The sequence below is a fragment of the Allobrachymonas denitrificans DSM 15123 genome (assembly GCF_900110225.1).
Classification (GTDB): Bacteria; Pseudomonadota; Gammaproteobacteria; order Burkholderiales; family Burkholderiaceae_C; genus Brachymonas; species Brachymonas denitrificans.
The window spans coordinates 405,294-420,450 of record NZ_FOCW01000001.1; the positions used below are offsets into that span (position 1 = coordinate 405,294).

Annotated in this window: 12 protein-coding genes; 6 read left to right on the plus strand and 6 right to left on the minus strand. The window is 64.8% G+C overall.

Annotated features, from left to right (window positions below; all coding sequences use genetic code 11):
• Positions 1 to 27: 27 nt before the first annotated feature.
• Entirely contained in the window at positions 28 to 348 is a 321-nt protein-coding gene (locus tag BMW28_RS01960) for a BON domain-containing protein (RefSeq protein ID WP_091813184.1), read from the plus strand.
• A gap of 175 nt (positions 349 to 523) precedes the next feature.
• Here BMW28_RS01960 and BMW28_RS01965 read toward each other — a convergent pair whose 3' ends face one another.
• Positions 524 to 1,453 (minus strand): DMT family transporter, encoded by a 930-nt coding sequence (locus BMW28_RS01965; RefSeq protein WP_091813186.1) that lies wholly within the window; start codon positions 1,451 to 1,453, stop codon positions 524 to 526.
• Between the two features lie 107 nt (positions 1,454 to 1,560).
• Here BMW28_RS01965 and BMW28_RS01970 point away from each other — a divergent pair, with 107 nt between their 5' ends.
• A complete protein-coding gene (locus BMW28_RS01970; protein WP_091813188.1) occupies positions 1,561 to 2,556 on the plus strand; it encodes a quinone oxidoreductase family protein in 996 nt (331 codons plus the stop codon).
• Positions 2,557 to 2,586: 30 nt separating this feature from the next.
• Here the strand turns inward: BMW28_RS01970 and BMW28_RS01975 are convergent, their stop codons facing one another.
• The gene (locus BMW28_RS01975; RefSeq protein WP_091813190.1) at positions 2,587 to 4,662 is read right to left on the minus strand and encodes an ATP-dependent helicase; all 2,076 of its coding nucleotides are present in this window, start codon (positions 4,660 to 4,662) and stop codon (positions 2,587 to 2,589) included.
• Positions 4,663 to 5,027: 365 nt separating this feature from the next.
• Here BMW28_RS01975 and BMW28_RS01980 point away from each other — a divergent pair, with 365 nt between their 5' ends.
• From BMW28_RS01980 to BMW28_RS01985, 3 genes are all read left to right on the plus strand, one after another.
• A complete protein-coding gene (locus BMW28_RS01980; protein WP_091813192.1) occupies positions 5,028 to 6,017 on the plus strand; it encodes an AEC family transporter in 990 nt (329 codons plus the stop codon).
• 137 nt (positions 6,018 to 6,154) lie between these two features.
• Positions 6,155 to 6,289 carry a hypothetical protein gene (locus tag BMW28_RS13220; RefSeq protein WP_268751058.1) on the plus strand — a complete coding sequence of 45 codons (135 nt, stop codon included), beginning with the start codon at positions 6,155 to 6,157 and terminating at the stop codon, positions 6,287 to 6,289.
• 47 nt (positions 6,290 to 6,336) lie between these two features.
• Positions 6,337 to 7,857 (plus strand): catalase, encoded by a 1,521-nt coding sequence (locus BMW28_RS01985; protein ID WP_091813194.1) that lies wholly within the window; start codon positions 6,337 to 6,339, stop codon positions 7,855 to 7,857.
• Between the two features lie 138 nt (positions 7,858 to 7,995).
• Here BMW28_RS01985 and BMW28_RS01990 read toward each other — a convergent pair whose 3' ends face one another.
• The 3 genes from BMW28_RS01990 to priA form a co-directional block, all read right to left on the minus strand.
• The gene (locus tag BMW28_RS01990) at positions 7,996 to 8,466 is read right to left on the minus strand and encodes a hypothetical protein (protein WP_143280532.1); all 471 of its coding nucleotides are present in this window, start codon (positions 8,464 to 8,466) and stop codon (positions 7,996 to 7,998) included.
• A 207-nt stretch (positions 8,467 to 8,673) separates the two neighbouring features.
• Complete coding sequence (pip, locus tag BMW28_RS01995; protein ID WP_200785736.1) at positions 8,674 to 9,612, minus strand: prolyl aminopeptidase; 939 nt, start codon at positions 9,610 to 9,612, stop codon at positions 8,674 to 8,676.
• 112 nt (positions 9,613 to 9,724) lie between these two features.
• The gene (gene priA, locus BMW28_RS02000; protein ID WP_091813200.1) at positions 9,725 to 11,860 is read right to left on the minus strand and encodes a replication restart helicase PriA; all 2,136 of its coding nucleotides are present in this window, start codon (positions 11,858 to 11,860) and stop codon (positions 9,725 to 9,727) included.
• Positions 11,861 to 12,137: 277 nt separating this feature from the next.
• Here priA and BMW28_RS02005 point away from each other — a divergent pair, with 277 nt between their 5' ends.
• Positions 12,138 to 12,767 carry an alpha-ketoglutarate-dependent dioxygenase AlkB gene (locus BMW28_RS02005; RefSeq protein ID WP_091813202.1) on the plus strand — a complete coding sequence of 210 codons (630 nt, stop codon included), beginning with the start codon at positions 12,138 to 12,140 and terminating at the stop codon, positions 12,765 to 12,767.
• Positions 12,768 to 13,871: 1,104 nt separating this feature from the next.
• On the opposite strand, the gene hemE is transcribed toward BMW28_RS02005, so the two are convergent.
• Positions 13,872 to 14,990 carry a uroporphyrinogen decarboxylase gene (gene hemE / locus BMW28_RS02010; RefSeq protein WP_091813204.1) on the minus strand — a complete coding sequence of 373 codons (1,119 nt, stop codon included), beginning with the start codon at positions 14,988 to 14,990 and terminating at the stop codon, positions 13,872 to 13,874.
• Between the last annotated feature and the right edge of the window lie 167 nt (positions 14,991 to 15,157).

Below are 15,157 nucleotides of genomic sequence, written 5' to 3' on the forward strand. Positions count from 1 at the left end.
TTCATCCCGAAAAGACTGGAGCCTCTCATGCAAGCAACCGCCAAACTCCTGACCATTGCCGCCTTCACCGGCGTGATGACCCTGACAGCCGCAGGCTGCTCGGTGGCACGCGACCAGCAGACGGTGGGCGCCTATATCGATGACGCCGCCATTTCCACTGCCATCCGTGCGCGCTTTATCGAAGACCGCCTGGTGTCTGCCACGGCCATCAAGGTGGAAACGCTGAACGGTGAAGTGCAGCTGACCGGCTTTGCCAAGACCCAAGCCGAGAAGGACCGTGCCGAAGAACTGGCGCGCATGACGAGCGGCGTGAAATCTGTGCGCAACAGCATCGTGGTGCGTCCGTAAGCAGCACAGCAGCTGCATTGCAAGCACAAGGGCCGGTTTTTGCCGGCCCTTGTCGTGTTTGTGTGATGTGTTGCATGCCAAGCGGCCAAGCGGCCAAGCGGCCATGTAGCCGAGTGGCGAAGCGGAGCAGGGAATGCCTGCCACTCCACCAAGAGAGGCCGCCGCAGAAGCCGACTCAGTCCCGCTGCCGCGAAGACACCACAATCCCCGCCACGATCAGCCCAAACGCCACCGCGTGGTACCACGACGGCATGTCGCCCAGGAACATGGCCGACAGCAGGGCGGCAAACAGCGGAGTCAGGTTGACGAAGAAGCCGGCGACCGTCGGCCCCACCAGCTGCACGCCGCGGCTCCAGAAGGCATAGGCCAGCACGGCAGGACCGATCGCCACATAAGCCAGCGAGCCGATCAGCAGGGCATTCCATTCGACATGCAGTTCGGGCTGCACCGCCCACTCGACGCCGGTGAACAGTCCCGACCAGGCCAGACCGAACACCACCTGCGCCAGCACGAAGGCCTGCCAGTTGGCACGCACGCTGGCTGGCTCACGGGTGTGCAGCAGCATCCAGCTGTACGCCGACCAGGCAATGGTGGCCGCCACCATGTACAGGTCACCAATCACCAGCCGCAATTGCAGCAGGTTGGCCCACTCGCCACGCGAGAGCACGAACAGCACACCCGCCAGTGACAGCACGGCACCGCCCAGCTTGTGGCGGGTGACAGGGGCATCGTAGAACAGGCGGCCGATCAGCATCATCCACAGCGGCATGCTGCTGGCCACCAGCGTCACGTTCACCGGCGTGGAGGTTTTCAGCGCCATGTACTGGAACATGTTGTAGCAGCCGATGCCGAGCAGGCCGATGATGGCGTAGCGCTTCCAGTGCGCCCACAGCGGGCTGGAGGGGCGCAGCACCTGCCAGGCCATGGGCAGCAGGATCAGCGCGGCCAGCGTCCAGCGCACCAGGTTGAAGGTGACGGGCGGAATCAGGCCGGCGACGGCGCGGCCAACGACTGCATTGCCCGCCCACAGCAGGGGGGGCAGGACAAGCATCAGCACGGCACGTGGAGTCAGGCCACTGCTGGCCGATGGGGTTACTGCAGACATAGGGATATCACTGTAGCAAGAAATGCGGGATGGCACTGTTTCAAGGGCAAGCAGATTGCCCTTACGATGCAAGGCCGAGACACCTACACAGCACAAGGAGCCAGAACATGCCCGCACTCACCAGCCGCGCCATCCAGATCGATGCCCCCGGCGGCCCCGAAGCCATGCAATTGCGCCAGATCGAGGTGCCGGAGCCCGGTCCTGGCGAGGTGCGTGTGGCGCACCGGGCCGTGGGCCTGAACTTCATCGACGTGTACCACCGCACCGGCCTCTATCCGCTGGGCATGCCCTCCACGCTGGGCATGGAAGCTGCGGGCGTGGTCGATGCCGTCGGCAGTGGCGTGACGCACCTGCAGCCGGGCGACCGAGTGGCCTATGTGGCGGCCACGCCGGGCAGCTATGCCGATGCCCGCACCCTGCCGGCTGACACCGTATGCCGCCTGCCCGATGCCATCAGCTTCGACACCGGCGCCGCCATGATGCTCAAGGGCCTGACCGCGCAATACCTGCTGCGCCGCGTGCGCGGCCAGCACGAGGTGAAGGCGGGGGACTTCATCCTGTTCCATGCTGCAGCTGGCGGGGTGGGCCTGATTGCCTGCCAGTGGGCGCGTGCCATGGGCCTGCAACTGATCGCCACCGCGGGCAGCGAGGAAAAGTGTGCGCTGGCGCTGGTCAATGGGGCCTCTCACGCCATCAACTACCGCACGGAGAATTTTGCCGAGCGCGTGCGTGAAATCACCGGTGGGGCCGGCGTCAAGGTGGTGTACGACTCGGTCGGCAAGGACACTTTCGAAGGCTCGCTCGACTGCCTGATGCCCTTCGGCCTGATGGTGAGTTTCGGCAACGCCTCCGGCCCCGTGCCTCCCGTTGCGCCCGCCGTGCTGGCGCAGAAGGGCTGCCTCTACCTCACACGCCAGACCCTGTTCGTGCACATGCGCGGCCGCGAGGCGACCCAGGCCATGGCTGACGATCTTTTCGCCGCGGTGGAAAGCGGTGATGTGAAGATCCACATCGACCAGCGCTTTGCGCTGACCGACGTGCAGGAAGCGCATCGCTCGCTGGAGGCTCGCAAGACGACGGGGTGCAGTGTGTTGATGCTCTGATGCACTGCCCAGGGCAGCAGTGCTGGCGAGTCAGTGCTGCGCTTTGGAGGCAGCGCTGGCCGCCGCCTTCTTCGCAAACTCTGCCCGCAGCGCCTTCAGCTTCTCGCGCGGGTCTTCCTTGACCGTGGCCTTGTCCAGTGCCATTTCCTTGATGAAGCGGCTGGGCGAGGTGGCGACGATGTCGCGGCCCTTCTTGCGCTTCTTGGGCCAGCTCACGGCGAGTGAACGCTGCGCGCGCGTGATGCCCACATACATCAGGCGGCGTTCTTCCTGGATGCGTTGCAGCAGACCTTCGCTATCGCCTTCCGCATCTTCCACGCGGAAGGGCAGCATGCCTTCGGTCACCCCTACCAGCATCACGTGCGGCCACTCCAGCCCCTTGGAGGCGTGCAGGGTGGATAGCGTGACCACGTTCTGGTCCTGCTCGCGTTCGCTGATGGTGGAGAGCAGCGCCACGTTCTGTGCGATTTCCAGCACGCTGCGGATTTCGCTCTGCGTGGTCACGCCCGCGGTGTCGTCGATGGTGCCGCCGCAGCGCTGTGCCATCCAGTCGCAGAATTCCAGCACGTTGGTCCAGCGGGCCGCGGCGATCTTCTCGCTCTCCTCGCTGTCGTACAGGTATTTCTCGAAATGGATGTCCTTGAGCCAGTTGGCCAGGAATTCCTTGGCCGCCTCGGCGCCGGTGGTGGACTTGGCGCGGAACTCCAGATCGTTCAGGTAGCGCCCGAATTCGTGCAACCCGTCCACTGCGCGCTTGGGCAGGGCAGCGGGCAGCGAGGCACTGAACAGCGCCTCGAACATGCTGATCTTGTACTTGCCGGCAAACTCGCCCAGCTGCTGCAGCGTGGTGTGGCCGATGCCGCGCTTGGGCGAGGTGATGGCGCGCAGAAAGGCCGGATCATCGTCCTGATTGGCCAGCAGGCGGAACCAGGCACACAGGTCCTTGATCTCGGCGCGGTCGAAAAAGCTGGTGCCGCCCGAGACCTTGTACGGAATCTGCGCCCGGCGCAGTGCGGTTTCCAGCAGCCGGCTCTGGTGGTTGGCGCGATACAGCACGGCGAAGTCCTTGAACTCCTTGTGCGCCGAGTTGGCGCGCAGGCTCTGGATGCGCGCCACCACACGCTCGGCTTCGTGCTCCTCGTTGTCGGCATCGACCACGCGCACCGGCTCGCCATCGCCCAGCGCGCTCCACAGCTTCTTGGGGAACAGCTTGGGGTTGGGGCCGATCACGTTGTTGGCCGCTTCGAGGATGGTGCCGGTGGAGCGGTAGTTCTGCTCCAGCTTGATGACCTTGAGGCTCGGAAAATCCACCGGCAGCTTGCGCAGGTTGTCCAGCGTGGCACCGCGCCAGCCGTAGATGGACTGGTCGTCGTCGCCCACGGCGGTGAAGCGCGCATCGGGCCTGTCGGGCCAGCCCACCAGCAACTTGAGCAGCTCGTACTGGGTGGCGTTGGTGTCCTGGTATTCGTCCACCAGCACATGGCCGAGCGCCTTCTGCCATTTCTCGCGCACCTCGGGGTGGTTCTGCAGCAGCTTGAGCGGCAGGCCGATCAGGTCGTCGAAGTCCACGCTCTGGTAGGCCGTGAGGCGCTCCTGGTAAAGCTTCATCACCATGGCGGCGCTGCGGTGTTCGTCGTTGCCCACGGTGCACTGGGCCAGTGCGGTATCGGCGTTCAGGCCCTGGTTCTTCCACAGGCTGATGGTCCATTGCCACTGGCGCGCCACGGCGGCGTCGGTGGTGCCGCCGCAGTCCTTGAGCAGGGCCAGCACGTCGTCGCTGTCCAGTATGCTGAACTGCGCCTTCAGGCCCAGCGCGGCGCCATCCTCGCGCAGCATGCGCACGCCCAGCGCGTGAAAGGTGCAGATGATCACGTCCTTGGCGGCCTTGCCGATCAATCCCTTGGCACGCTCGCGCATCTCTGCGGCGGCCTTGTTGGTGAAGGTGATGGCGGCAATGCGCTTGGGCTCGCAGCCGGCCTGGATCAGGCGCGCGATCTTGTGCGTGATGACCCGCGTCTTGCCCGAGCCGGCGCCCGCCAGCACCAGGCAGGGGCCGTGCAGGTAGTTGACTGCTTCTTGCTGGGAGACGTTCAGGCCGGCGGACATGGGCTCAGGAGGGAAACTGCAATGCGGGACAAGCAAAAAACCCGCCGCAGCGGGTTTGGGAGTGGCGCTGGAACTGGCGCCAGCTTCAGTCTAGTGTAGCCGATCCTTCCAGGCAGGCGGACCTGATTCAAATGGTGGCCCGGCTCCTCCAAGGATCACCGAATACCGCACAACCATTTGGCCGGCAAGCCGCAAGCCGCAAGCCGCAAGCCGCAAGCCGCAAGCCGGGTGCGGGCAGGGGATGCGCTCCGGCGCAGACGGCCGCAGGAAAAATCACATCCCGCGCACCCGCAAGGCACCCGCGCCGCGCCCGCCAGACGCTAGGATGTGCAATCAACCGACAAGAACAACAGGCAGGAGACAGCGTGCTGGCCATTCTGGGAGTGACTTTTCCGTTTTTCGCACTGGTGCTGTGCGGCTATCTGGCCGCGCGGCGCGAGATGCTGCCGCTGGCGGCGATTCCGGGGCTGAACAGCTTCGTGCTCTACTTTGCGCTGCCGGCCATGCTCTATCGCTACAGCGCGCAGACGCCGATTGCGGAGCTGCTCGACACGGCGCTGCTCAGCGTCTATCTGCTGGTGGCGGCCATCATGATCACGCTGACCATCCTCGTGACCAAGCGTGGCCGCATCGGCTGGAATGACGCCGCTTTGGGTGCCTTGGTGGCTACCTTTCCCAACGTGGGCTTTATGGGTGTGCCCATGCTGGTAGCCATTCTGGGCGAAGTGGCGGCCGGCCCCATCATCGTGATCCTGGCCGCCGACATGGTGGTGACGTCTTCCGTCTGCATTGCGCTGTCGCGGCTGGATGGCGATGCGGAAACGGCCGCACTGCCTGCGTCGGCACGTTTGCGGCAGGCCTTGCGCAAGGCGCTGCGCAGTGTGCTGGGCAACCCGATGGCGTGGTCCATGGTGCTGGGTGGCGTTGCGTCTGCCACCGGTTTCCATCTGCCGCAGGCGCTGGACAAGACAGTGGCCCTGCTGGGCAATGCCGCCTCGCCCGTGGCGCTGTTCACCATTGGCGCCGTGCTGGCGCGGGCCAACATGGTGTCGGGGCAGGGGCGCCATGCGCACGCGGGCTGGGGTAGCGTCTGGCCGGTGGCCGTGTTCAAGCTGGTGCTGCATCCGCTGCTCGCCTTCGGTCTGGGCAAGGTGGCGCAGGCGGCCGGGCTGCCCTTGAGCGATGCCGTCATCACCGTCATGACCCTGGCCGCTGCGCTGCCCAGTGCCAGCAATGTCTCCCTGCTGGCCGAACGTTTCGGCGCCGATACGGCGCGCATTGCCCGCATCATCCTGTTCACCACCGTGGCCGCATTCGGCAGCTTTGCCCTGGTGGCCGGATGGATGACCGGCTGACACATTGAAAATGCCTATGGTTGGTATAAATCCTATTGCATTGATGCTTCAATAGATAAAAACTACAGTAACTCCATCGCCGATTCGCAGTGGCAATGGGGCCGCTGCAGGATTGGCGACACAGACAGGAGACCGTCATGCTCGCCTTTTCCATTCCGTTCCGCCATCATGATGCTGCGTCCATGTCCGCAGTTGCGCCGCAGGCGACCTGGCAGCAGGACTGGATGCAGCGTCTGGCCGCCATGGGCGAGGCCTATGGCGCCCATCTCTGATCTCCCGCAGTCTGACCCCGAACCCCAACGTCCAGGAGGAATCCACCATGCAAGGCAAGTGTCCCGTCACCCATCTCACCACCGACTTTGGTGCACCCGTTCCCACCAACCGCGACAGCCTGACGGCCGGTCCGCGTGGCCCGCTGCTGGCGCAGGACGTGTGGCTGCAGGAAAAGCTGGCCAACTTCGTGCGGGAGGTGGTTCCCGAGCGCCGCATGCACGCCAAGGGCTCGGGTGCCTTCGGTACCTTCACGGTCACCAACGACATCACCCAGTACACGCGTGCGAAGATCTTCAGCGAAGTCGGCAAGAAGACCGAGATGTTTGCCCGCTTCACCACCGTGGCCGGCGAACGCGGTGCGGCCGATGCCGAGCGTGATATCCGTGGTTTTGCCCTGAAGTTCTACACCGAAGAGGGCAACTGGGACATGGTCGGCAACAACACGCCGGTGTTCTTCATCCGTGATCCGCGCCAGTTCCCCGATCTGAACAAGGCCGTCAAGCGCGACCCGCGCACCAACATGCGCAGCGCCCAGAACAACTGGGACTGGTGGACGCTGGTGCCCGAGGCGCTGCACCAGGTCACCGTGGTGATGAGCGATCGCGGCATCCCGGCCAGCTACCGCCACATGCACGGCTTCAGCTCGCACACCTACAGCTTCTGGAATGCGGCCGGCGAGCGCTTTTGGGTCAAGATGCACTTCCGCACCCAGCAGGGCATCAAGAACCTGACCGATGCCGAGGCTGCCGAGCTGGTGGGCAAGGATCGTGAAAGCCACCAGAAGGACCTGTACGAGGCCATCGAGCGCGGCGATTTCCCCAAGTGGAAGATGTACGTGCAGATCATGCCCGAGGCCGATGCCGAGAAGTACCGCCTGCACCCCTTCGACCTGACCAAGGTCTGGTACAAGGGCGATTACCCGCTGATCGAGGTGGGCGAGTTCGAACTGAATCGCAACCCGGAAAACTTCTTTGCCGACGTCGAGCAGAGCGCCTTCGCACCCAGCAACCTGGTGCCCGGCATTGGTGCCAGCCCGGACCGCATGCTGCAGTCGCGCCTGTTCAACTACGCCGATGCACAGCGCTACCGTCTGGGCACCAACTACCACCAGATCCCGGTCAACCAGGCGCGCTGCCCGGTGCACAGCAACCACCGCGACGGTATCGGCCGTGTGGATGGCAACTACGGTGGCCTGCCGCATTACGAGCCCAACAGCTTTGGCCAGTGGCAGGGCCAGCCCGAGTTCAAGGAGCCGCCGCTGAAGCTGACCGGTCAGGCCGACCACTGGAGCTACCACGAGGACGACAGCAACTACTTCGAGCAGCCGCGCAAGCTGTTCCAGCTGATGACGCCCGAGCAGCAGGAGGCCCTGTTCGGCAACACGGCACGCGCCATGGGCGATGCGCCGGAATTCATCAAGTTCCGCCACATTCGCAACTGCTACGCCTGCGATCCGGCCTACGGTACCGGCGTGGCCAAGGCACTGGGTCTGGACCTGCAGAAGGCACTGGACTCGAAGAAGGATGATCCGATGTTCGGCAACCCGCTGGTGGCGCTGCCGGCCTGACCGGGAAACGACAGGCCATGTCCGGCCTTCCGGTTGGACATGGCTGCTGAATCGGCGTGCAGGCGCCATGCAAAAAGCCCGTGAACTCAACCGCAGAGCGGTTGGCCTCACGGGCTTTGCTGTGGTTGCGCGAAGGGGTTACTTGCGCATGCCCTTCTTGTAGGCCCTGGAAGATTTCTTCACCTTCTTGGGGCCGGCCTTCACGGCGACGGGCTTCTCGGCGGCTGCGATCGCGGCCGGAGAGGCCTGCGGCGGCAGCGTATTGCCCATGCTGCTCAGCGGAGCCGTAGTTTCGCTGCTGCGCAGGATGCCGCCACCCTGCACGCTGCCCACGCGGTCACCGGCGCCGCGCACGCGCTCTTCACAGGCTTCCTTGAAGCCGGCAGGCAGCGGGGCGCAACGGGCCAGAGCGTTGGCGGCATATTCGCTCACGGGTTCGGTCGTCAGCTGACCGGGAGCGCCGCGGGCGGCAGCCGCTTCGTGGGCACCGGCGGACTGGTAGCCCTTGCGTGCGCCGCTCTCGCTGGGCGGGGCAGTCTGGGCAGAAATGCCAAGAGAGGCGGCGAGGGCAGCAGCCATCAAGGCAGTGCGGAAGGCAATACGTGTCATGTCTGATATCTCCTCTGGTTGGTATCGGGTCAGGATGGGCCTGCAGGTGCAGTCTAAGGTGGGCGCACTGAGGCGCCGTGTAGTCCTGCACAGACAGAGTGTAGTCGCACCTGTCCGGCATATCTGCCGCCCGGGACGGGGAGTTTCCTGTACGGAGCTGGAAGCTGCAGGGATTGCCCGCAGCATGCCCGGCCGCCTCATCCGGCCTCAGGCAAAGCGGTCGGTGGCTGCCAGCAGCTGTTCCTGGATGCCCGGTTCCGTCACCGCATGGCCGGCATCGCCCACCCAGTGCAGTTCCACGCGCGGGTTGACGCGCGACCAGGCCTGGTACAGATCCCAGGCCGTGGTGGCGGGGGTGCATACGTCGTAACGCCCCTGCACGATCACTGCAGGAATGTCCTTGAGCCGTTCCACACGGCCAATCAGCTGGCCTTCGTCCAGGAAGCCGCCGTGGGTGAAGTAGTGGTTCTCGATGCGCGCAAAGGCGAGGGCGAAGTGTGGATCGCCAAAGGCGGTGGCTGCGCTGGTGGGCAGCAGGGATATGGTGCGGCCTTCCCAGGTGGCCCAGGCCTGCGCCGCCTGCAGGCGCGCGGCTTCATCGTCTCCGGTCAGGCGGCGGTGGTAGGCGGCCACCATGTCCTCGCGCTCTTCCTCGGGAATCGGCGCCTGGTACTCCTCCCACAGATCAGGGAAAAGGTAGGAGGCGCCTGCCTGGTAGAACCAGTCGATCTCGTGCTGGCGCAGGGTGAAGATGCCGCGCAGCACCAGTGCGCTCACATGCTCGGGAAATTCCTCGGCATAGGCCAGCGCCAGTGTGCTGCCCCAGGAGCCGCCAAACACCAGCCATTGCTCGGCGCCCAGCATGCTGCGCAGGCGCTCGATGTCGCTGACCAGATGCCAGGTGGTGTTGTTTTCCAGACTGGCATGCGGCGTGGAGCGGCCGCAGCCACGCTGGTCGAACAGCAGCACGCAGTACTTCTCGGGATCGAACAGGCGGCGGTGGTTGGGGTTGCAACCCGCTCCCGGTCCGCCGTGCAGGAACACCGCCGGCGTGCCTGCAGGGTTGCCCACCAGTTCCCAGTACACCTGATGCCCGTCGCCCGTGTCCAGCATGCCGCTCTGGAACGGCTCGATTGGCGGATACAGCTCGCGCTTGGGAGACTGGATATCTTGCAGGGTGGTGTGGTGCTGGTGGATCGTCATGGCGGGGGGAAGAAAGGTGCAACGGGCTATGTGGCAGCCATGTTACAGCACACGCTCAAATGCCCAGCGGATCCACGTCAATGGCCCAGCGCAGGATGGTGCGGTTGCGCTGCGCGTGCAGCTGCTGCGCCAGTTGCGGCAGAAAACGCTGCAGGGCGGCGCGGTTGCCGCTTTCGAGCAGCATCTGCGCGCGCTCGCGGTTGGCCACGCGCTGCGGCGTCATGGGAATGGCGGGGTAGCAGAACACTTCCGCGGCTTCCGGCACATCGGCAGCCGCGCTGCTGGCAGCATTGAGAAAATCCTGCGCCGCCTGCTGCTCGCGGCTTTCCGCACGCACCAGTGCCTGGTAGCTGAAGGGCGGCATGCCGGCAGCAGCGCGCTCTTCCAGCTGCTGGGCGGCAAACGCCGGATAGTCGTGGCGCTGCAGGGCGGCAAACAGCGCATGCGTGGGAAAGCGCGTCTGCACCCACAGCTCGCTGGTGCTGCCGATGGCGGCATCGCGCCCGGCCCGGCCGCCGGCCTGCAGCAACAGGCTGAACAGCCGCTCCGGCGCACGGAAATCACTGCTGAACAGGGCAGTATCCGGGTTGAGCGCCGCCACCAGCGTGATGCGGCGGAAATCATGGCCCTTGGCAATCATCTGTGTGCCCACCAGCACATCCACATCGCCGCTGTGCACGCGCGCCAGCTGCTGCTCCAGGCTGCCGGCGTGGCGTGTGGTATCGGCATCGACGCGCGCAATCACCAGCGGCTGGCCATCCGGGCGCGTGAGGGCGCGCAATTCATGAGCCAGGGCTTCTTCCAGTTGCTCGGTGCCCTGGCCCAGCGTCTGCACATCCAGATTGCCGCAGGACGGGCACGCGCGTGGCACGCGTTCGGTAAAGCCGCAGTGGTGGCAGCGCAGGGTACGGTCGATCTTGTGGAACACGCGGTAGGCGCTGCAGTGCGGGCATTCGCTTTTCCAGCCGCAATCGGCGCAATGCAGCACGGGAGCGTAGCCGCGCCGGTTCAGCAGCACCATGCTCTGTTCGCCGCGCGCGGCCCGCTCGGCCATGGCCTCCAGCAACTGGGGGCTGAACACGCAACGGCGGTGCTGGTGGTTCATGTCGACCAGTCGTACGCGCGGCAGTGGCGCAGCGCCGATGCGGGCCGGCATGGCCAGACGCAGATAGCGGCCGCCGGCATCGCCATCCCCGGCTGGCCGGCTCTGGTGCCAGCTCTCCAGCGAAGGGGTGGCCGAGCCCAGCAGGATGCGGGCTTGCGCATGGTGCGCGCGGTAGATGGCCAGATCCCTTGCAGAATAGCGGGCGCCTTCCTGCTGCTTGTAGCTGGGGTCGTGCTCTTCGTCCACCACGATCAGGCGCAGGCCCGGCAGCGACGCCAGCACGGCCATGCGTGTGCCCAGCACGATGCGCGCCTGTCCGGTATGCGCCGCCAGCCAGCCCTGCAGGCGCTGCGCCGGAGTCAGGCCACTGTGCATGGAGGCGATGCGCTGGTCGGGGAAGCGGTCGGCAAAGCGCTGCTCCAGCTGGGGCGTCAGGTTGATCTCCGGCACCATCACCAGCACCTGCGCGCCAGGCTCCTGCTCCAGCGTGCGCGCCACGGCCTGCAGATAGACTTCGGTCTTGCCACTGCCCGTGCTGCCGAACAGCAGGCAGGGGCGGGGCGCCGTGCCTCCATCCGCCGGTGCCAGCAGCGTGTCCAGCGCCTGCTGCTGCTGGGGTGTCAAGGGCAGCGGGGCGGATGCGGTGCGCGCCTCCAGACCCTTGTCTGCCGCCAGCTTGCGCAGCCGGCGTGCCAGCTGGGTGCCGTCCAGATCCCGCAGCTGTGGCGGCAGGGCCGACAAGGCCACTTCGCCCATGCTGCGCTGATAGTAGTGCGCGGTGAAGGTCACCAGCCGGCGCCAGCTTGCATCCAGCGGGGGCAGGGCGGTGAAGGCTTCCAGCAGGGGGCGCAGTTGCAGCCCCTCCTGCTGCGGCAGGGGTACATCGTCCCACACCACGCCCAGAACGGCACGCGCACCCAGCGGCACGCGCACCAGCGTGCCAGGCGGCAGGCGCCCGGTGTGCGTGTAGTGCAGGGGGGTGGCAGACAGCGGGCTGTGCGCCGGCAGCGCCACAAGCACCGACAGCACCTGCGATTCCTGGCCTGGAGCGCCGGATTCGCTGTCTGCAGAGGGGGTGGAATCCATAGCCAGCACTGTAACCGCTCGGCCTGCAGGTCAGCTGCCCGACGCTGCACGGAACTACCCACATATCTTGTGGACAACTTTGTGGGTGGTCACAGGGATAAGGGCTGGAAGCCGCGCCAGCACTGGCCTGCAAGACACTGCGCGAAAAAGGGGCACGGCCGAAATCCGGCACTTGTTTGCCTGAAAAAAATCGAAATATACTGTATATAAAAACAGTATTTCGACCCTCCAACGTGGATTCCTCGCCAGAAAGCCACTGCAGTCTCCCCATAACATCATGCAGACCCTCGCCGCTCCCCTGTTCCCTGCCCGCCCGGCGCAGTCGACGCAAGGCAGTCTGTTCGATCCGCAGCCCCTGAGGCTGATCTCCGATGCCGAAGGCGGTGTGCGCTATTGGCCACCGCGCATGCCGGAGGCGGAGCAGCAGCGCTGCTTCGCGCAGTTGCTGCAGGCGCTTCCCTGGCAGCAGGAGCGGCGCCAGATGTACGAACGCATGCTCGACGTGCCGAGGCTGCAGGCAAGCCTGCCGCTGGCAGAGGCCTGTGCCATTCCTGCCGTGCGTGTGGCCTACCAACTGGTGCAGGAGGTGGCGCCGTCTGCGTTCAGCCATGTGGGCTTCAACCTCTATCGCGACGGGCAGGACAGTGTGGCCATGCACAACGACCGCCTGCACCGGCTGGCGCCCGGCCAGCCCATCGCGCTGGTGTCCTTCGGCCATGCGCGCGAAATGGTGCTGCGGGCCAAGAATGGGGGCCATCGGCCTGTGCGGGTGCTGTTGGAGCCCGGCAGCGTGCTGTCCATGAGCCATGCCTCCCAGTTCACCCATAAACACGGCATCCCCAAGACGCGCGACAGCGTCGGAGCCCGCATCAGCTGTGCGTTTCGCGTGCGGCCTTCAGGGCTGTAGCCACTGTGTCGCACTCTGCCCACAGCGTCTGTGGACAACTTTGTGGGTGACTTTGGGACGGACAGGCTAAGTCCGCGTCAGTCAAGGCTTTGTACAGTCTGCCGCAAAAACGGGCATGCGCCATCTTTTCATGTAAATCAACAACTTACGATATGTGTGGAAGGAAACCATGCGCACGGCGCCGGAGACAGGCTTGCAGCGGCCTGACTGGGGACAACTCGATGTCAAATTCATGTCGCACTGCACACAAGAGGCAGCAAACCCTGTGGATTTGAACAGCATCGGCGCAAAGCCTTGTGGGACAAGGCTTACAGCGGGGTCTCGGCTGCAGGCCAGAGTCCATGCGGCATTCCGGGCAGGGGGTGTCGGAAGCCGCATGAAACAAGGCTTTCGGGAGGGGTTGCCGCTGCCCACACGAACTGTGGATAACTTTGTGGATGGCTTCTGGACGGATGCGCCAAAGCCTTGATGGACAAGGCTTCCAGTAGCTTGCCCATAAATAGGGCATTTTTATGAACGTAAATAAAATCAACGGGTTAGACGTTGATTTCCGGACTCCAAAGGCGTGCCTGACAATTGCGCATGGAACATGAGGTTCTGCCCGCGAAGTGTGCACAAGTCATGCCGGGTGTGCACGCTTCCCCCAGCTTTTGGGGGTTTTCCGGCCAAGACAAACGCGGGCTTGTCAAGGTCAAGATCCGGACGATAGCTGAAGCTTCCCGCCACCATCCGGCGCTAAGCGCTTGTCCCTGCAGGGATTGGCAGGGTTGTGCAGCAATGTGTGGATAACTTTGTGCATAGGCCGTGGGCAAGCGGACTTATCGTTGATAAATCAAGCGCTTGCGTCACTTTCAGAAAAATCCGCAACCTGGAAATTATTAAATAAAATCAACAAGATGCGATGTGATTTCAAGACCATGCAGGGTGCTCGGGAATAGGCGGGAAATGGCCGGCCCCGCCCGCAAAAAAATGTGCACAAGTCAGCGGAGGAGGGGGTAAAAACCGGTATAAGGCGCGTCAGATCGAACAGGGGGCACCTGCAAGACAGGACAGCCCCGCCCGGCGAGTCCGGACGGGGCTGTCATGCAGCAAGGGGAGGCGGAATCAGGCGCCTGTATTGCGCATGGCGCGCGAGTGGCTGTGCACAGCCTCGACCAGCGCGGCCACATGCTCGGGCGGGGTGAACTGGCTGATGCCGTGGCCCAGGTTGAAGATGTGCGTCGGGCCACGGCCTTCGCCCTGGTGCGGCGTGCCGAAGCTGTCCAGCACCTTGCGGGCTTCCACCTGCACCGTTTCGGGCGGGGCAAACAGCACGTTGGGGTCCAGGTTGCCCTGCAGGCCCTTGCCGTTGCCGTCTTTCCACAGCGCTGCGCGTGCGGCACCCAGGTTCACCGTCCAGTCCACGCCGAGCACATCGCAGTCCAGCGCCTGCATCTGCTGCAGCCACAGGCCGCCGCCCTTGGTGAACACGATGCGCGGCACGTCCTGACCATCCGGGCCGGTGCGCTTGAGCTGGCCCAGCACACGCTGCGTATAAGCCAGGCTGAAGGCCTGGAAGGCGCCATCCGCCAGCACGCCGCCCCAGCTGTCAAACACCATTACCGCCTGCGCGCCGGCATCGATCTGCGCATTCAGGTAGGTCGCCACGCTGTCGGCGTTGATGGCCAGGATGCGGTGCATCAGGTCGGGGCGGCTGTACATCAGCGTCTTCACGGCGCGGTAGTCGTCACTGCCGCCGCCTTCCACCATGTAGCAGGCCAGCGTCCAGGGGCTGCCACTGAAACCGATCAGCGGCACGCGGCCGTTCAGCGCCTTGCGGATGCTGGTGACGGCATCGAAGACATAGCGCAGCTTGTCCATGTCCGGCACGGCGAGTGCATCCACGGCGGCTTCGTCACGCACATTGCGCTCGAACTTGGGGCCTTCGCCGATCTGGAAGCTCAGGCCCAGTCCCATGGCATCGGGCACGGTCAGGATGTCGCTGAACAGGATGGCGGCATCCAGCGGAAAGCGCTCCAGCGGCTGCAGCGTCACTTCGGTGGCGTAGTCCACATTGGTGGCCAGCCCCATGAAGCTGCCTGCCTTGGCGCGCGTATCGCGGTACTCGGGCAGATACCGTCCGGCCTGGCGCATCAGCCACAGCGGCGTGTAGTCGGTCGCAAGGCCGCGGCAGGCGCGCAGAAAGGTGTCGTTGGTCAGCGGGGCAAAGGCGGAAGTATTCATGGCCGCTATTGTCGCAGGGATTGCAGCAAGGGCTCCGCGCGGCGCGCCATGGGCTTGCATGCGGTTGCGCGTGATCAATCTGCCGCAAGGAGGGGCGCAGTTGTAACCATTGATAAGGGGCGGCCTGCCTGCCTTGTAATTGCCATCAAGCGGCGCAAATAATGGGA